This window comes from Plantibacter sp. lyk4-40-MEA-4 (assembly GCF_030209415.1).
In the GTDB taxonomy this organism is placed as follows: domain Bacteria; phylum Actinomycetota; class Actinomycetes; order Actinomycetales; family Microbacteriaceae; genus Plantibacter; species Plantibacter flavus_A.
The window spans coordinates 25921-43561 of record NZ_JARVSA010000004.1 but is presented as its reverse complement, the minus strand read 5'-3'; the positions used below and the strand labels follow the sequence as shown (position 1 = coordinate 43561).

18 protein-coding genes are annotated in these 17641 nt (G+C 69.7%); 6 read left to right on the top strand and 12 right to left on the bottom strand.

The window, feature by feature from the left end:
- The first annotated feature begins 74 nt into the window (after positions 1 to 74).
- Positions 75 to 1082, top strand: coding sequence for a helix-turn-helix transcriptional regulator (locus QRN44_RS08400; RefSeq protein WP_285038847.1), 1008 nt, complete (start codon positions 75 to 77; stop codon positions 1080 to 1082).
- Here QRN44_RS08400 and QRN44_RS08395 read toward each other — a convergent pair.
- From QRN44_RS08395 to QRN44_RS08355, 9 genes are all read right to left on the bottom strand, one after another.
- Positions 1036 to 1623 carry a DUF1349 domain-containing protein gene (locus QRN44_RS08395; RefSeq protein WP_285038845.1) on the bottom strand — a complete coding sequence of 196 codons (588 nt, stop codon included), beginning with the start codon at positions 1621 to 1623 and terminating at the stop codon, positions 1036 to 1038. The genes QRN44_RS08400 and QRN44_RS08395 overlap by 47 nt on opposite strands.
- A gap of 56 nt (positions 1624 to 1679) precedes the next feature.
- Positions 1680 to 2162, bottom strand: a complete 483-nt coding sequence (locus QRN44_RS08390) for a hypothetical protein (RefSeq protein WP_285038844.1) — start codon at positions 2160 to 2162, stop codon at positions 1680 to 1682.
- A gap of 111 nt (positions 2163 to 2273) precedes the next feature.
- Positions 2274 to 3851, bottom strand: coding sequence for a glycoside hydrolase family 32 protein (locus QRN44_RS08385; protein WP_285038843.1), 1578 nt, complete (start codon positions 3849 to 3851; stop codon positions 2274 to 2276).
- An 81-nt stretch (positions 3852 to 3932) separates the two neighbouring features.
- Positions 3933 to 5375 (bottom strand): glycoside hydrolase family 32 protein, encoded by a 1443-nt coding sequence (locus QRN44_RS08380; RefSeq protein ID WP_285038842.1) that lies wholly within the window; start codon positions 5373 to 5375, stop codon positions 3933 to 3935.
- Positions 5376 to 5385: 10 nt separating this feature from the next.
- A complete protein-coding gene (locus QRN44_RS08375) occupies positions 5386 to 6426 on the bottom strand; it encodes a LacI family DNA-binding transcriptional regulator (RefSeq protein WP_285038841.1) in 1041 nt (346 codons plus the stop codon).
- A complete protein-coding gene (locus QRN44_RS08370) occupies positions 6423 to 7337 on the bottom strand; it encodes a carbohydrate ABC transporter permease (protein WP_121294010.1) in 915 nt (304 codons plus the stop codon). The genes QRN44_RS08375 and QRN44_RS08370 overlap by 4 nt, the downstream gene beginning before the upstream one ends.
- Positions 7334 to 8215 carry a carbohydrate ABC transporter permease gene (locus QRN44_RS08365; protein WP_056013507.1) on the bottom strand — a complete coding sequence of 294 codons (882 nt, stop codon included), beginning with the start codon at positions 8213 to 8215 and terminating at the stop codon, positions 7334 to 7336. The genes QRN44_RS08370 and QRN44_RS08365 overlap by 4 nt, the downstream gene beginning before the upstream one ends.
- Positions 8216 to 8285: 70 nt before the next feature.
- Positions 8286 to 9647 carry an ABC transporter substrate-binding protein gene (locus QRN44_RS08360; protein WP_285038840.1) on the bottom strand — a complete coding sequence of 454 codons (1362 nt, stop codon included), beginning with the start codon at positions 9645 to 9647 and terminating at the stop codon, positions 8286 to 8288.
- 89 nt (positions 9648 to 9736) lie between these two features.
- Complete coding sequence (locus QRN44_RS08355) at positions 9737 to 11227, bottom strand: glycoside hydrolase family 32 protein (protein WP_285038839.1); 1491 nt, start codon at positions 11225 to 11227, stop codon at positions 9737 to 9739.
- A gap of 139 nt (positions 11228 to 11366) precedes the next feature.
- Here QRN44_RS08355 and QRN44_RS08350 point away from each other — a divergent pair, with 139 nt between their 5' ends.
- From QRN44_RS08350 to QRN44_RS08335, 4 genes are all read left to right on the top strand, one after another.
- The gene (locus QRN44_RS08350; RefSeq protein ID WP_064294714.1) at positions 11367 to 11642 is read left to right on the top strand and encodes a hypothetical protein; all 276 of its coding nucleotides are present in this window, start codon (positions 11367 to 11369) and stop codon (positions 11640 to 11642) included.
- A 135-nt stretch (positions 11643 to 11777) separates the two neighbouring features.
- Positions 11778 to 12761, top strand: a complete 984-nt coding sequence (locus QRN44_RS08345) for an intradiol ring-cleavage dioxygenase (protein ID WP_285038838.1) — start codon at positions 11778 to 11780, stop codon at positions 12759 to 12761.
- Positions 12762 to 12817: 56 nt separating this feature from the next.
- Positions 12818 to 12997 (top strand): twin-arginine translocase TatA/TatE family subunit, encoded by a 180-nt coding sequence (locus QRN44_RS08340; protein ID WP_079002937.1) that lies wholly within the window; start codon positions 12818 to 12820, stop codon positions 12995 to 12997.
- A 15-nt stretch (positions 12998 to 13012) separates the two neighbouring features.
- Positions 13013 to 13489, top strand: a complete 477-nt coding sequence (locus QRN44_RS08335) for a twin-arginine translocase TatA/TatE family subunit (RefSeq protein ID WP_175117610.1) — start codon at positions 13013 to 13015, stop codon at positions 13487 to 13489.
- Here QRN44_RS08335 and QRN44_RS08330 read toward each other — a convergent pair.
- Complete coding sequence (locus tag QRN44_RS08330; RefSeq protein ID WP_285038837.1) at positions 13470 to 15056, bottom strand: MFS transporter; 1587 nt, start codon at positions 15054 to 15056, stop codon at positions 13470 to 13472. The genes QRN44_RS08335 and QRN44_RS08330 overlap by 20 nt on opposite strands.
- A gap of 237 nt (positions 15057 to 15293) precedes the next feature.
- Here QRN44_RS08330 and mmuM point away from each other — a divergent pair, with 237 nt between their 5' ends.
- A complete protein-coding gene (mmuM, locus tag QRN44_RS08325; protein ID WP_285038836.1) occupies positions 15294 to 16193 on the top strand; it encodes a homocysteine S-methyltransferase in 900 nt (299 codons plus the stop codon).
- Here mmuM and QRN44_RS08320 read toward each other — a convergent pair.
- A complete protein-coding gene (locus QRN44_RS08320; RefSeq protein WP_121294024.1) occupies positions 16190 to 16981 on the bottom strand; it encodes an SDR family oxidoreductase in 792 nt (263 codons plus the stop codon). The two genes, mmuM and QRN44_RS08320, sit on opposite strands and share 4 nt — an antisense overlap.
- Positions 16982 to 17035: 54 nt before the next feature.
- Positions 17036 to 17623 carry a TetR/AcrR family transcriptional regulator gene (locus tag QRN44_RS08315; RefSeq protein WP_285038835.1) on the bottom strand — a complete coding sequence of 196 codons (588 nt, stop codon included), beginning with the start codon at positions 17621 to 17623 and terminating at the stop codon, positions 17036 to 17038.
- Between the last annotated feature and the right edge of the window lie 18 nt (positions 17624 to 17641).

Sequence of the window (17641 nt, the reverse complement as noted above, 5' to 3'; positions counted from 1 at the left end):
CTCCTCCCGGTCGAGCACCACTGTTTCAGGCGTCTAGGACAGATCATGTCCTGCACTCGGACTACGCTCGCACCATGGCCTCACCGACCTCCAGACTCCTGCAGTTGCTCTCGCTCCTGCAGGCGCGCCGCGACTGGCCGGGTGCCCTGCTCGCCGACCGGCTGGACGTCAGCCACCGCACGATCCGCCGCGACGTCGACCGACTCCGGGAGATGGGGTATCGCATCGAGGCCACGATGGGGCCGGACGGCGGGTACCACCTCGACGCCGGGAGCGAACTCCCGCCGCTGCTCTTCGACGACGAGCAGATCGTCGCGCTCACCATCGCCCTCCAGACCACGGCCGTCGCGGGATCCGGGTTCGAGGAGCCGGCGCTCCGAGCACTGACGACCGTGAGACAGGTCCTGCCGTCGCGGCTGCGGCATCGACTCGACGCCCTCGACGTCACCTCGGTGCCCCGCTCAGGCGACGGACCGACCCCGCAGGTGGCCGTGCCGATCCTCCTCGCGCTGTCCGCGGCCATCCGCGCGCGGGAGGTGCTCCGGTTCGGGCGATCCGTCGACGACCCGGAACCCCCTCGGCGCGTCGAACCGCATCACCTGGTCACCTCCCAGGGGCGCTGGTACCTCGTGGCCTGGGACCTCGACCGCGACGACTGGCGGATCTTCCGCGCCGACCGCATCGTGCCGAGGACGCCGACCGGACCGCGGTTCCGTCCGCGCGAGGTGCCGGGTGGAGACGTCCAGACGTTCGTGGCTGCGAGGTTCAAGGGATCCGAGCAGGCCGATGCCTGGCCCTGTGTCGGCACCGTCGTGCTCCACCTGCCGTTCGATGCGGTCCGGCCGTTCGTCGGTGACGGCACCGCCGAGCCCCTCGGTCCGGACCGCACGCGCTACACCGCCGGCGCGTGGTCGTGGGTGGCGCTCGCCGCGTCCGTGAACCGCTTCGACACCGACGTCGACGTCGTCGAGCCGCCTGAGCTCGTCACCGCGTTCGCACAGCTCGCGGAGCGCAATGCCGCGACCGGGCAGAGCGTCAGCCGTGGAGCGCGTCGTCCGGCGGACCGAGACGGACGGCGGTGAACCGCACCGTGAGGCCGGCGCGCGTCGGGGCTGCACAGAACAGCCCCGCCTCGACGTCGGCCTCCGGGTCGAGGTGGGCGACACGGACCAGTCGCCAGTCCTCGTCGTCCACCCGTGCGCGTACGGTCACGGCGTCGCCGTCGCGGCTCGCGCGCACGGTGACCGTTCGTCCGAGCCAACCGGGGACCGGTGCCACCGACCAGTCGGAGGTCCCGTGCGTGACGACCGCACCGAGCTGGGCGACCCCGTCGGACACCTCGACCCCGGCTTTGATCCACGTCGACTCGGAGACGCGGAGGAACACCCCGGCCTGATCGAACTGCTCGGAGCCGGGGAGGACGAACGACACCTCGATCGCCGCCCGTCGCTGCATCGGCGCGATCAGCGCGTGCTCCGTGTCGTGGACGAAACCGTAGGAGGTGTGTCGCCAGGCGTCACTGCCCTCGACGGCGGTGACGAGCAGGGAACCGTCCGGCTCCGTCGTCACCGCCGCAGGGGCCGTCGTCCAATGTCCGTGTTCGACCAGGTTCTGCAGATCCATCCGTCCATCCTGACGTATGGACCGGCATGCGATGGCGCGAGAGCGCGTCCGACCCCTCAGGCAGGCGACCTCTGTGCGGAGCCGCCGGTACGGTGTCGCCTCGTCACGATCAGGTACACCGTCACGATGAGGACGACGTGGACGGCCGAGTTCGAGGCGCCGAAGGCGATCCAGCCCTCGAGCCACTTCGCCGGACCCTGATTCAGGTCCAAGAGGGAGAACCGTCCGACGAGGAGGGCGACGCCGACGGCGATCTGCACGAGCGTTCCGGTGCCGAAGCCGAGTCGCAGGAGGCGTTGCGCGTCCGACCCCGGGGTCCCGCGTCGCATGAGGATCCACAGCACCGCTCCGCTCGCCATGGCGATACCGAGCACCTGCAGGAGGCCTGCGTTCGGTTCGGTGACGGCCATCAGGGTGTTGCTGAGGTCGAACACCGCGCCACCCGCGAGACCGGCGATCTGGATCGACAGCACGCCGACCAGGGAGACGTAGACCAGGCTCAGCGCGAGCCCGATCACGTACGACGCGGCGTTCTTCACGGGATCCCCATCTCCTGTCGTCCGGCGATCCTGCCGGAAGGAACGTCAAGCCTACCGAGCGCACCCGTCGGACGCGGGCGGGCACCGTCGCCGTGCCCGCTCGCGCTCGCTTCAGATCGCCGTGCCGAACTCGCGGATCGTGATCGCCGAGGCGGTCAACGGTCCGCCGTCGGTGTAGAGCGAGATCCCCGTGTCGCCCTCGGCGAAGTGCACCTGCTGCGAGACGACGGTGTGACCGGCGTTGACGAAGACCTCCACGCTCTGCGTGTCGACGAAGACCCGCAGATGGACCGAGCGTGCAGCCGCGTCGATCGGTGCTGCGGCCCGGGTGTACGGCTGCAGCGAGAAGCCCGCCAGGTCGGACGGTGCGCGGTCGACGTAGAGCTCGGCCCCGGCCTTCCCGATGTTGGTGTGGCGAGAGCCGTCCGCCGAACGACCGACGGAGAGACCGACATTGGTCGCGGTGTCCCAGGTGAGGTCGAGCTCGATCTCGTACGCCCGGCCGCTCCAGGGCAGGACGGTGCTCCCGGTGACCGTCTGGTCCGGGAGGGAGACGGTGGAGGTCGCATACCCGGCCAAAGCGTCCACGGGTGAACTGAGCAGGCTGTACCGACCACCGGACTGCGCCTCGAGCCGCAGCTCCCGGACGACGGAGTTCTGGCCGTTGTAGCCGTCCGAGGCGTCGGTGGGGACGTCGCGGGCCGCGTACTTCCAGTTGTTCATCCACGCGATCGCGAGCCGGCGGTCCTCGGGCGACTCCGCCTTCGGCCAGGTGACGGCGGCGTACCAGTCCCAGCCCCAGTCCAGCCACTGCGGGGTGAGGTCGTCGGCGGTGAACCGCGTCCCGTCCCACGTGCCCGTCCAGTAGGCGTAGGTCATCGGCAGGCCGATCGAGTAGGCGTCCATGCTGGCGCCCAAGACCCAGTGCCAGCTGCCGTCGCCCGCTCGCATCTGGAACAGGTCCGGGCACTCGATGCCGCCGAGGTCGTGGTTCGGGAAGTCGAAGTTGTGCTGCAACTGCCACGTCGTGAGGTCGGGCGAGGTGTAGAAGGCCGCGTAGCGCGCCCGGCCGATGACGCACACCCATTCGTTCCTGGCCGCGTCCCAGTGGACCTTCGGGTCCCGGAACCACTCGGCGTTCTCGATCTCCGCCGGGGTCTGGGCCGCGCGTCCGTCGGTGTTCACGATCACAGGGTCGGGGATCATCGTGAACGTGAAGCCGCCGTCCGTCGACCAGTAGAGGTACTGCTCCTGGTACTTCCGGACGCCGTCGGTGGGCTGCGTCGCGAGGGCGATGACCGCACCCGCACCGAAACCGGCGGTGTTCGCGGTGTCGACGACGGCGGAACCCGACCACACCGGGAAGTCCGGCTGCAGCGGCATGACGGTCCCGTGGTGGGTGAAGGCGACGCCGTCGGTCGTCGTCGCGTGATCCCAACCGCCCGGACCGTTGTTCTGGCCGGAGTGCAGGTAGTACAGCTGGTACGCGCCGTTCGTGAACACCGGCCGTTGCGGGTCGCAGAGCCACCCCGACGGCGGCGTCATGTGGAACACCGATCTGAGGGAGGCCTGCGCCTGGGCGGTGGTCGCCGCCTGGGCGGCGAGGGGCGTGCCGGTACTCGCGAACAGGGCGAGCGCCCCGAGGCCGGCGCCCTGGAGGACGGTCCGGCGGGAGAGGTCGTGCGTCATTGCTGTTCCTTTCGTCGGTGCCGTGGGCGCGCCGAAGGCACCCGTGGCGGGATGGTGCTGGATCGTGCGGTGGAGGACTGCTCAGGCGAGCGCGTGCACCTGGTCGGTGGCGGGCGCCCGGTCGAGGACGGCGACGGCCACCGAGACGGGACTGGCGCGTTCGCTCGCGAGGGTCAGCGTCGGTCGTCCGCTCCCGAGGATGACGAGGTCGGAGACGGTGGCGAGACCGCCGTCGACGAACAGCTCGAGCAGCGGGCCGTCGAGGCTCAGGAGGAGTCGAGCCGGCCGGTCGCCGACGAGCGGAACGATGCTCGTGGAGGCGAAGTCGGGGTGCACCGTGTCCATGGCACCGCCCGACCGGGTGACGGAGAGTGACGCCGTCACCGGGTCGTGGACGATGAGGACCGCACCGTCGGTGTCGGCCGTCAGTCGGAGCCGCAGCTCACCGGTGACCGACGGATCCCAGTGCAGCTCGACCACGCCGTCACCCTCGAGCCCCAGGTCGACGGCGTCCGAGGACACGGCGACGGTCGTCGGGTCGATCGCGGCCAGTCGTTCCCTGACGAAGGCCGGTGGCTCCTGCACGAGTCGTGGCTCGCCGTCGACCGTGGGCAAGGACAGGCGTCTCGGGAGCGACATCGCGCCCCGCCAGGGCGAGGCGGGGAGGTCGGCGGCGTAGCGCCAGTTGCCCATCCAACCGAGGATCACCGCTTCACCGTCCGGAGCGCGGTCGAACCCGACCGCCGCGTAGAAGTCCCGACCGTGGTCGAGCCGCTGCAGCTCGGCCCGCTCAGGCGTGAACACCGAGCCGTCGAAGTCGCCGACGAGATAGCTCATCGACGACCCGTCCGGGTCCTGCACGTCGCCGATCGGGTTGGTGCTGAGGAGCAGGACCCACCGGACCTCGTCCGGGCGTCCGTCGACCGCGAGCGGGATGAGGTCGGGGCACTCCCACACGACGCCGGTGGGACCGACCGGACCGACGGTGCTGAGGTGCTCCCAGGTGCGGAGGTCGGTGGAGGAGTACACGAGGACCTGGCGCTCCACGGCTTCCACCGCGAGCATGATCCAGCGGAAACCCGCGGCGTCCTCGTACCGGATGATCTTCGGGTCGCGGAAGGCGTGCGAGCCGCGGTCGAGGATCGGGTTCTCCGGGTCGCGCTGCCAGGTGAGCCCGTCGTCGTCACTGGTCGCCCGGGACTGCGCCTGCCGACCGTCGGTGGACACACTCGTGTAGTACGCCGTGAGGCGCCCGTCGGGACCCGCGGCGACCACGAATCCCGAGTACACCTGCTCCTCGGCGGTGTACCGAAGGGCGACCGGATGCTCGTCCCAGTGCTGCAGGTCGACGCTCGAGGCGTGACCCCAGCTCATGTTGCCCCAGTCGCTGCCCTCCGGGTTGTACTGGAAGAACGCGTGCCACCGCTCGCGATGGAAGACCAAGCCGTTCGGGTCGTTCATCCAGTTCCGCTGTGGCGTCAGGTGGAAGCCGGGCCGTGGAAGGGCGTGCTGCTCGTCGTGCACGGTCGCGCCCTCAGACGGAGTGCCGCGGGACGGCCGGGCAGGCGATGAGCTGCGGCCCGGCGGGCAGCGCGGCGTCCAGACCGAGCAGCCGACGGACGCCGGCCGCTCCGAGCTCGTAGTGGGGGAGGGCGACCGTCGACAGCGGGGGCCGGAGGTGGGCGGCGATGACGTCCTGGTTGTCGAACCCCATGACCGCCATGTCGTCGGGGATCCGCAGTCCGCGCTCGCGCAGCCCGTCGTAGAGTCCCATCGCCACGCGGTCGTTGTGGCAGAAGACCGCGGTGGCGCCTGAGTCGACGACCTCGGCGGTCGCCGCGTACCCACCCTCCTGCTCCGGTGATGCCGGGATCACGAGGGCGTCGTCGAACGCCACTCCCGCCGCCTGCAGCGCCGAGCGGTACCCGGCGAGCCGGCCGGTCTGTGCCGGTGAGGGGGTCGTCGTGTTGACGAACGCGATCCGTCGGTGGCCGGCCGCGAGCAGCGCCTCGGTCGCGGTCCGCCCGCCCTGCTCCTCATCCGGCACGACGGCCGGGAGCCCGCTTCCGGCGGCGTAGCAGTCCACGAGCACGGTGTCGGTCTGGAGGAGCGCCTCGGGCACGGTGATCTCGTGGTGGAACCAGGTGGAGTAGAGGATCCCGCGGACCTGGTGCTCGAGCATCATCGCGATCGCCTCCTCCTCGGCGGCCGTGTTGCCGTCGGTGTTGGCGACGAGCAGGACGTAGCCGTGGCGCCACGCCTCGTCCTGGGCGCCGTGGATGATCTGGCCGGCGAACGGGGTCGTCGCGATCGCGTCGGCGACGAGGCCGATGAACCGGGAGTGCCCCTGGGACAGCGTCTTCGCGAGGGCGTTCGGCCGGTAGCCGAGCTCCGCCACCGCCTCGTGCACCCGACGTTTGGCGTCCTCGCCGATCCGCGACCCCGGCTTGTCGTTGACGACGTGCGAGACGGTCGCCACGGAGACACCGGCGGCCTTCGCGACGTCGCGCATCGTGATGCCCGAGGTGTTCTTCGGGTGGTCTGAGCCGGGCTTCGGCTGGTCGGTGCTGCTCATCCCTTGGTCGCTCCGCTCTCGAGGCCGCTGATCATCGCTTTGTTCAACACGAGGAACACCAACAGCAGCGGTGTGACCGTGACGCAGACGGCGGCGAACGTCGCCGTCCAATCAGTGTTCCCCATCGCCCCGATGTAGTTCTGCAGGCCGAGCGGGATGGTCTTCAATCCGTCGGAGAGCACGAAGGTGTTCGCGAAGATGAAGTCGTTCCAGATGAAGATGCTGTTGACGAGCACGACGGTGATGATCGTGTTGACCGAGAGCGGGAACGTGATCTGGCCGAAGATCCGGTACGGACCCGCCCCGTCGAGCGACGCGGCCTCGTACATCTCCCTCGGGATGTACTCGTAGAACGACGAGAACAGATACACGGCCATCGGCAGTGCGAACGCCGCCAGAGGGATGATCATCGACAGGTGGGTGTCGAGCAGGCCGACCTGCGAGTAGTCGATGAACAGGGGGACGAGCGCGATCTGCACGGGCACGATGATGCCGAGGAGGAACAGGCCGCGGACGAGCCCGCTGAACCGGAACCCGAGGACCTGGAGCGCGTACGCCGCCATCATGCCGGCGATGACGATCAGGGCACTCGACCCGAGGGTGACGATCAGGCTGTTGACGATGTTGAGCCCGAGGTTGCCGGTGGAGAACGCCCTTGCGTAGTTGTCGAGCGTCCACTCGGACGGCAGCGCGAAGGGGTTGCCACCGGCGAAGTCGGCCGCCGTCCGGAAGCTCGTGACCAGCAACCAGACGAGCGGGTAGACCTGGACGAGCACGATCGCGACGACGGTCACGGTGAGGATCGTCCGCTGCACCCGCACGCGCGGGGTGTGCCGGGGCTTCCGCTTCGGTGTCGACGCCGCCGGGGGCGCGACGTGTTCGGTCGGCCGGGCGGGGAGGGTGGCGGTCATGACTTGTCCTTCCGTCGGAGCAGCAGGAAGATGAGGCCGACGGCGACGAGACACTCGACGACGATGAACATGGAGATCGCGCTGGCGTAGCCGTAATCCGTGTGGACGAACGCCGTCTTGTACATGTAGGTGGTCAGCAGCTCGGACGACTGACCGGGCCCGCCGTTCGTCAGCAGGTACGGGATGTCGAAGCCGCGGAGGGCGAAGGTCGTCGCCATGACCGTCGTCGTGATCCACACCGGCCGGATGTACGGGAACCGGATCCGCCAGAAGATCTGCCACCAGGAGGCGCCGTCCAGCCGGGCGGCCTCCTCGAGGTCGCGGGGCACGGCCATGAGGGCGGCGTAGATGATGAGCATGTACAGGCCGGTGAACCGCCAGCCCTCCGGGATCGACACCGCGGCGAGGACGGTCTGCACGTTCGACAGCCAGGCCGTCTGGAGGTCGCCGAGTCCGACCCATGCGAGCAGCTGGTTGATCAGCCCGACCGGTTCGAGCGCGTACAGCCGCTGGAACAGGATGGCGATCGCGACCGTCGAGATGACGGCGGGCAGGAGGTACAGCGTCTTGACGAGCTCGCGGGCCCGGGGGAGGGCGGTGAGCAGTCCGGCGACGAGGAGCGCGCCGCCGAGCTGGAGCACCAGGCAAATCGCGAGGTAGCCGAGGGCGTTGCCGAAGGAGGTCCAGAAGACGTCGTCCCGCGTGAGCATCTTGACGTAGTTGTCGAGTCCGACGAACGCCATGTCCGTGATGCCGTCCCACGAGAAGAGGCTGAGGAACAGCGACTGCACGATCGGCAGGAGCACCGCCACACCGTAGAGGACGAGCGGCGGCACGAGGAACACGAGCACCGACAAGGTCGACCGGCGGGGCAGCATCGAGGTGGACATCGGCTTCCACCGCCGTGGTGGGCGGGCCGGTGCCGCGCCCACCGCGGTCTGGGTGAGCTCAGTCATCGACGTTCTCCGTGAGGGCCGCGTCCATCGTCGCGATGAACTCGTCCGGCGTGATGTCGCCCTGCACGAGCAGGGTCAGCTCCTGCTGGAGTCGGGTGTTCGTGGCCGGGTCGAGCTGGGTGTCCCAGGGCATCGCGATCGCCGGTCCGACGCCGTCCGCCTGCGCCACGGAGCTGGCGTACAGCTCGGTCGCGTTCGCGGGGACGGTGGTCTGCGCGGAGGTCGTCGGCGACAGCGCGCCAGTCGCCGCGTAGAGCTCCGGGTAGCGCTCGAGGGCGAACGCGAGGAAGTCGCGGACGAGCGGGTCGTACGTCTTCGCGTTCACCGCCATGCCGATGCCGGACGGGGTGACGTACTCGTTGTCGGCGGTGACGGCGCCGTCGATGGTCGGCAGCGTGAAGGTGCCGACCGCGTCACGGACGCCGGGGTCGAGCGCATCCGTCGCGAGGTTCGAGAGCTCCCACGTGCCGATGTTGTAGACCGCGGCCTTGCCCGAGGTGAAGAGCGCCTGCGCGTCCGCGTAACCGGTCGAGGAGAAGCCCTCCTGGAAGCAGCCGGCCTGCCCGAGGTCGTACAGCCACTCGGCCGCGGCCTTCCCGGCCGGGTCGGAGAAGGAGGCCTTCCCGGCCTTCAGGTCCTGGATGTACTCGGGACCCGCCATCCGGAACGGGTAGTAGGCCATGTAGCGCTCGAGCGGCCACTGGTCCTGACCGTCGAGCGCGATCGGGGTGACGCCCTTGGCGCGGAGCGCCTTGCACATGGCGGGGAAGTCGTCGAGCGTGGCCGGGACGGTGACATCGGCGTCCTCGAGCAGGGAGCGGTTGTACCAGAAGAACTCCAGCTGGAACTCGAACGGCACCATGTAGAGCGAGCCGTCGTCGAACCGCTGGTAGTTGAGCGCAGCCTCGCGGTAGGAGTCGGCGAGACCGAGGTCCTCGAGGAGCAGGTCGACGTCGACCATGCGGCCCTGCTTCGCGAGCTTCTGCGCGAACGGGGTCGCGTCGGTGTCGAAGAGCTCGGGGAGCTTGTTCGCGGCCGCGAGGGTCTCGTACTTCTGGATGTAGGACGGGCGGTCGGGGGTCGTGATGAGGTTCAGCGAGAAGCCGGGGTGGTCCTTCGCGTACTCGTCGGCGATCTGCTCCATCGCGGTGATCACCCCGCCGTCGGCCGGGCGGGAGAGCAGCCACGAGATCTCGCGGGGGACGATGTCGCCCTTCGGGTCGACGTCGGTCGGGTCCGTGGCGCTCGATCCGCCGGCGCAGCCGGAGAGGGCGAGTGCTGCAGCGGCGACGAGGGCCACGAAGGCGGTGCTGCGGGTGGGGCGCGTGGTGCGGGGGCGTGCGGTGGTTGGCATGGTCGGAATCTCCGTTGATCGATCACAGGTGGGTGCGGGTGTGCGGGTGTGCGGGTGGTGGTGCAGGCGGGCGGAGCGTGGTGTCGGGATCAGGACGTGGTGCTGGTGAGGAGTCGGTGTGCGGTGGGGTCGTCGTCGGAGCCGCCGCCGTCGCGCTCGAGGAGCGTGCACGCCTCGACGGTGACGGTCCCCTCGCCGACGAAGACGCCGACGCGACCGGCCGGTCGGTCGTAGAGGCGCGTGCTGAGGACGACCGCGTCGTCGACGGTCGCGACGCAGAGGTCGCCGTCGACGATCACCTCGAGCTCGTGCAAGCCGGGGGCGAGGTGGCAGGGGCGTTCGAGTTCGACGACGAACGGGACGTCGCCCGAGATCTGCCACTGCTCCGTGCCGGTGCTGGAGCGGGGCCAGCGGTCGAACACGAGGCGGTCGCGCTTCGGCTCCAGGCGCAGGACGTAGCCCTCGTCGCCGTCATCGCTCGCGCGGAGGAGGACACCGCACTCGGTCGTGCCGGGAGCGATGTCGAACCGGGCGACCAGCCGGAAGGAACTCGGTGCGTCCACGGCCGACAGGGCGTCGGCGTACCCGTCGGGGGCGCTCAGAACCGTGCCCGAGGTGACGACGGTGTCCGTCGGCTCGTCGGCGGGCGCGAAGGTGTCGCGGAGTTCGGTGGGCGGATGGAAGGCCAGGGTGCCGTCGGCACGCTGCTCCGCTTCGAGGACCGACATGGTGCCGGCCCACTGCCAGGCGCCCGCGTCGTGGGCTCCCTCACGCGAGGCGATCCAGCCGAAGAAGAACCGGCGTCCGTCGCGGGAGGCGGACTTCGCCGCGTAGTAGGCGCGTCCGTCGAGCGTGTCGTGCTCGGGGACGAGCCAGGGGCCGTGCAGGGTGCGCGACATCCGGTAGCGCGTCGTGAACGACTCGCTGAACTCGGAGGACACGAGGTACCACCAGTCGCCCCACTGGAAGACCTCGGGGCACTCGTGGGCGATGTAGCGGCGCGGGTCCCAGAACGGCTCGACGGGTTCCCAGGTCGAGAGGTCCGTGGAGGTGCACTGGGCGATGACGCCGCGACGCCGTTCCGGGCCGTGTGCGTGTCGGGCGGTGATGAGCATCCGCCAGACGGCCGCGTCCTCGTCCCAGAAGACGAAGGGATCCCGCCAGTCGGCGGTCTCATATCCTGCGGTGGCGCCGAAGGTGTCGGCCTCCCGGCGCTCCCAGGTGCGCATGCCGTCGGTGCTGACGGCGTGCATGACGAGTTGCAGCGCCAGACCGTCGGCACCGCGGCGCTCCGGGTGCTGTCCCGTGTAGAAGACGTGGTGGACGCCGTCGGGGTCCAGGATGACGCTGCCCGTGTAGACGTTGAAGTCCGGCGCGGACGGTCCGCCCGACGGCAGTGCCTCACCGAGCTCATCGAAGTCGACGAGGTTCCGGGTGGTCACGCGATGCCACGGCATGCCGATCTTGGGGACGCGACGCGATTCGTGCAGGTAGAAGAGGTGGAAGACACCGTCCTCCTGCCAGGGGATGACGTCTCCGACCCATGCGCCGTTCGGCTGGTGGAACCCTCGTTGGTTCATGACGTCCTCTGCAGTGAGTGGTTAATCGGTTACGCAGTTACCGTAGCGAGGTGCAGTGAAGATGGTCAAGCGGTTAAGCAAAGTTAAGCAGCTCGAGTATCGACTTGCCTCACGCGACATTCGAACGTATGTTCGACACATGACCCGCCCGCGTCCGATCCGCCTCGACCACGACACGTGGCTCGTGATGCGGAACGACCCGGTGATCCCGAAGGCGGTCATCGAACGGCGCCGTGATCGGGGTGGTGCCGACGCGTACTTCGTCATCGCCTGGGACATCGATCCACTCAAGCGGGTGTTGATGAGTGTGCAACCGAGCCTGGAACGCGCGGACGCCCTCGTGCGGTACGACGTCCCGCGCACCGCCTCCGACCGCGACGGACCGCCCAACGGGCTCAAGGCCACCCCGCGCTGATCCGCGGACTCGGCAACCGCCCAGCAGACCCATCGACGACGTATGGACGGCTCATAGGAAGCCCATAGCCGCCACGCCGATGCTCGTCTCACGACCGATCGAGACCACCGATCGCAGACGAAGGCGAGGCGCACCATGAGCAGGATCCCAGCACCCGAGACCACCCCGGACGGCCCGGCCTACGAGGGCCGTCTACTCGACCGGGCCGACGAGGAGGTCGTCGACCAGGGCGTCGCGTTCGACCTCGGAACCCTCGTCAGCCGGCGCACGGTGCTGAGCCTCGTGGGCGCCGGGGTCGGGGCCGTCGCGCTCGCCGCCTGCTCCACCGGGGCGTCCGGCAGCAGCAGTACGAGCTCCGGCGCCGCGAGTACCGGCACGAGCACCGCGACCGCGACCGCCGGCCTCCCATCGGGCGAGATCCCCGACGAGACCGCGGGCCCCTACCCGGGCGACGGCTCCAACGGAGCCGACGTGCTCGAGGAGTCCGGCATCGTCCGCAGCGACATCCGGTCGAGCATCGGGTCGGGCACCACCGCGAGCGGAGTCCCCATGGCCCTCTCGCTCACCATCCTCGACATGGCGAACGGTGACGCCCCGTTCGCCGACGTCGCCGTGTACGTCTGGCACTGCGACGCGTCGGGCGGCTACTCGATGTACTCCGACGGGATCGAGGACGAGACCTACCTCCGCGGCGTCCAGGTCGCCGACAGCTCGGGGACCGTCTCGTACACCTCGATCTTCCCGGCCTGCTATTCGGGCCGGTGGCCGCACATCCACTTCGAGGTGTACCCCACGGTCGCGGACATCTCCGACTCCGCGAACGCCATCGCGACCTCGCAGGTCGCCCTCCCGCAGGCGGCGTGCGACACCGTCTACGCCCTGTCGGGCTACGACGGTTCGAGCGCGAACCTCGCCCAGGTGAGTCTCGACGACGACAACGTCTTCGGCGACGACGGCGGTGCCCTGCAACTCGCGACGGTGACGGGTGACGCGACCTCCGGGTATCAGGTGGCGCTCACCGTCCGGGTGGACACCACGACGACGCCGACCGCCGGTGCTGCCCCGTCCGGCGGTGGCGGGGCTGGCGGCGGCGGAGGAACGCCGCCGAGCGGACGCTGACCGCGGCACCTCCACGCATTCCCGTCCCGACCCGCATCGACCCGAAAGGACCCGTCATGGGATTCCTCCAGAACCTCACCGGCTGGCACGCCCTCATCGTCCTCGCCGTCATCCTGCTGTTCTTCGGCGCCGCGAAGCTCCCGAGCCTCGCCCGCAGCGTCGGGCAGTCGGCACGCATCCTGAAGGACGAGGTGTCGGCCGACACCGACCCCCGCGCCGACACTCCGGCTGCCTGATCATCGGAGCGCATCGTGTTCGGACTCACCATGGACAAGCTGATCGTCATCGGCGTCCTCGCGGCCGTGCTCATCGGCCCGAAACAGTTGCCGGTGTACGCCGAGCGACTCGGAGTGCTCGTCCGCACCGTCCGCGACCTCGTCGCCACGACCAAGGCGCGAGCAGCCGAGGAGCTCGGACCGGAGTTCGACCCGGCCGAGTGGAAACGCCTCGACCCTCGACAGTTCGATCCCCGACGGATCGTCCAGGAGGCCCTCGTCGAGGAACGTGGGCCGGATGCGCCGCGCGAGCCGGCGGCTGAGGACCAGGACCCGACCGTGCCGTCCGCCCCGGCGAAGCCGGTCGCGAGCGGTGGCTGGCAGGCCGCGCTGCTCGAACGGGTCGGACGCGACGGGGCGGATGCGCACCGCGCACCCGCCCCGATCGTGATCACCGAACGCGTCGTCCTCGACGAACGCGTCGACGAACCCGCTAGCCGGCGGGCGTCGTGACGCGTCCGTCCCGGCCGTCCGCCGCGGCGCCGGTGGTCGACGCGGCGGGCAGGATGTCGAGCGGCATCGTGTGGGTGTCGATGAGCGGGTTGTCGTCCTGCCCCTTGACGAGTTCCACCGCCTCGGCCTTCGTCTCGACCGTCGGCACGGAACCGATGAGCGGACGACGAGCCGTCTCCCGCATCGTGAGCACGCCGACGCCCGCCACCGCCGCGAAGAACATGATGTAGAACGCGGGCATGAAGGTGTTCCCGGTGACCTGGATGAGGAACTCGCTGAACAGCGGCGTCGTGCCACCGAAGAGCGAGACCGACAGGTTGTAGGCGATCGCCATCGCGCCGAAGCGGGACGCCGTCGGAAAGAACGCCGGCAGCGAGGCCGCGGACGGTCCCGCCCACAGGGCGACCGGGGCGGCGACCATGAACAGGGCGATGAAGATGGCCCAGATCTCACCGATCTGCATGACCGCGAACGCCGGCACCATGAGGGCGAGGGTCGCACCGACGGCCATGAGGTAGACGGGCTTGCGGCCGAGCTTGTCGGACATCCGGCCGACGAGCGGCAGGCAGGCGGACATGATCAGCAGGACCGGGATGGTCGCGACCGCGGCCGTCAGGTTGGAGACCCCGACGTCCTTCTCGAGGTAGGTCGGCATGTAGCTCGTGAGCGCGTAGCCGGCGGTGTTCGTCGCAGCGACGATCGCCATCGCGATGAGGATCTGGCGCCAGAAGTGACGGAAGATCCCGAAGATCCCCTGGCGGGCCATGGGGTCCTCCTGCTCCGCCTCGATGCCGCCGGCGGTCTCGGCGACCTCGTAGGCCGGGGTCTCGGGGATCTTGAGGCGGAACCACACCGCCACCGCACCGAGCGGCAGGGCGATGAGGAACGGGATGCGCCAACCGAACTCGGTCATGGCGTCGGGGCCGGCGAGGCCCTCCGCGATCAGCGTGGTGAGGGCGACGGTCCCGGCGCCTGCCGCGAAACCGACGTAGGACCCGACATCGAGCCAGGACGCCCAGAACCCGCGTCGGCGGTCGGGCGAGAACTCGGCGACATAGGTGGACGCGCCGGCGTACTCGCCGCCGGTCGAGAAGCCCTGGATCATCTTGAGGAGGTACAGCGGGGCGATCGCCCACAGCCCGATCTGGGCGGCGGTCGGCAGCACGCCGATGAGGGCGGTCGCCGCCGCCATCATCGACATCGTGAGGAAGAGGATCTTCTTCCGGCCGATCTTGTCGCCGAGCGGTCCGAGCACGAGCCCGCCGAGCGGACGCACGAGGAACGACACGGCGAAACCGAACAGGGTGACGAGGATGCCGGCCTCAGGAGGGAGGCCCTCGGTGAAGACGACGGTCATCGTGACCGCGAGGTAGCCGTAGATGCCGAAGTCGAACCACTCCATGAAGTTGCCGACGACGGTGCCCGAGATGGCGGTGCGGACCTTGGACGTCTTGACGACGAGGACGTCGTCGACGCGGAGGCGCCTGGTCTTGCGGGCCGGTTTCCGGCCGGTTCTGGGGGAGGGGGATGCGGGGGACGATGAAGCCGCGTTGTCGCTGGAGTTCACAAGCAGTACTCGTTTCCTGACAGTCGTGTTGAATCGTTCGGCACTCGCGTAATCGCTCAGTGCCCGAAAAATGCCGGAGGATCGCCATGCTGCACTGGCACGGAGCTCGGGGGAGCTGCACGTCGGGTGGCGGGTCGTTCTCGGGGAGAACGCGTCCTGTCGGCTCTGGACGGGTATAGACCATACCAGGTGTCCAGTGCCGCCTCATCGGGTTGCGACGCGAGCACAATGGGACGTATGGACCTGAGGCGCGGCATCTGGACGGTCGACGGCGGTCTCGGGACACTGCTCGAAGCGCGCGGCCGAGACGTGTCCACCGTGCTCTGGAGCGCCGCGCTGCTCGCGCGCGATCCTGGGGCGATTCAGGATGCTCATCAGGAGTTCTTCGCCGCGGGTGCGCAGATCGCGATCACGGCGTCGTACCAGGTCGGCTTCGAGGCGTTCGATCGGATCGGCATCCCGGCTCCGGAGACCGAACGGCTCCTGCGGTCGAGCGTCGAGCTGGCGCGTGCGGCTCGCGACACGCGGGCCGAATCGGACCCCGACGGCCCGCTCCTCGTCGCCGCGTCGGTCGGTCCGTACGGCGCGACGCTCGGCGACGGCTCGGAGTACGAGGGTGCCTCCGGTCTCAGCCGGACCGAGCTGCAGCGGTGGCACGAGCGGCGTCTGGCCGTGCTGGTCGACGCGGCCCCCGACCTCCTCGCCCTCGAGACCATTCCGACGCTCGACGAGGCGACGGCGCTCGCCGAGCTCGTGCGGGGTTCGGGAGTGCCTGCGTGGTTGTCGTTCACGGTGGAGGGTGGTCGTCTCCGCTCGGGCGAGCCGATGGCGGAGGGCTTCCGACTGGTCGAGGGGATCGACGAGTTCCAGGCGGTGGGTGTCAACTGCTCGCACCCGGACGAGGTCCTCCCGGCCATCGCCGCTGCACGGTCCGTGACGGACAAGGCGGTGGTGGTCTACCCGAATTCGGGCGAGCACTGGGACGCCGACGCCCGCTGTTGGCGTGGAGCCGCCGGGGTCGGCGAGGTGGAGGCCTGGCTGGAGGCCGGGGCGACGGTCGTCGGCGGCTGTTGTCGCGTCATGCCGGCCGACATCGCCGGTGTCCGCGCGCAGGTCGACGGGTGGACGCGTTCCTAACCGACGTTGAATCCGCCGTTGCTCGAGAGCACCTGGCCGTTGATCCAGGAGCCTGCAGGCGAGAACAGGAAGCGCACGAGGTCGGCGGTGTCGGACGGCGTGCCGAGCCGGCCGGCGGGCGTCGCCTCGGCTCCCCATCGACGGATGTCGTCGGTCATCCAGCCCGTGTCGATCGGACCCGGGTTGATGACGTTCGCCCGCACCCCGCGGTCGCCCAGCTCCACCGCCGCGGCCGTCACGATGCGGTCGAGCGCACCCTTGCTGGCCCCGTAGGGCAGGTTGTGCACGGTGTGGTCGCTCGTGAGCGCGACGATGCGACCGGCCACCCGGGGCGGCGTCTCCTGCACCGGGAGCTGTTCGGCGAAGGCCTTGATGAGCAGCCACGTCGCCCGCGCGTTCACGGCGAAGTGGCGGTCCCAGCTCTCGAGGTCCGTCGTGAGGATCGAGCTGTCGACCGACTCGCAGTGCGACATGACGAGCCCCGACACGGGCCCCAGCTGCGCTGCGCGCTCGACGAGTTCGGCCGGGAACGCCGGGTCTGCGAGGTCACCGAGCACGAGCTCGACGGTCACGCCGAGCGCACGGCACTCGTCCGCGATCGACTCGGGGTCGTCGGGGGACCGCTCGTAGCCGACGCGGTCGTCGTAGGGTCGCCAGGCGTTGAGGACGAGGTTCCAGCCGTCCGCGGCGAGACCGGTGGCGAGTCCCGCGCCGATCGAGCGGCGGCGCCCGACCCCGGTGACGATGGCGATGCGGTCGGTGGCGGTGGCGTCATCGGTGAAGTCCATCCCGAGACCATACGCGATGTCGGGTGGTCGCCGACAGGCCGCGCCCGGCTCCGGTCAGGCGGCCAGGAGTCGACCGGCGATCGCGCGTGCGGTCTCGAACGGTTCGCGGAAGGTGCGCATCCCGACCGTCACGATCGCGCCCTCGTAGAGCAACATGAGTTCGCGGGCGCGCGCTCCGGCGTCCGACAGGCCGGCTTCGGTGATGAGCTCGGCGAAGCGCTCGAGCAGCCACTGCTTCTGCCGGGTGACCTCGGGGAGCACGAGGCCGCTGGTCGCGTGGTCGGGGATCTCCGCGCGGGCGTTCACGGCGCTGCAGCCCTTGGGGCTGTTGTCGTCCGACCAGCCGATCGCCGCGTCGAAGATCGCCAGAACCCGGTCGACCCCGGGTTCCGGATGCCGGGCGAGGAACTCGTCGACCCAGACGCGCCAGCGCGCGTCGCGATGCTGCAGGTAGGAGAGTACGAGGGCCTCCTTGCTGCCGAAACGGTCGTAGAGCGTCTTCTTCGTGACCCCGGCCGCCTCCGCGATGGTGTCGACGCCGACCGCGTGGATGCCGTTCTCGTAGAAGAGCACGGAGGCGGCGTCGAGCACGCGTCGGGCGCCCGGCGTGAGGGGTGCGAGCTCTGGAGTGTCGGCCGTCATGCGAAAACTATACCAGTC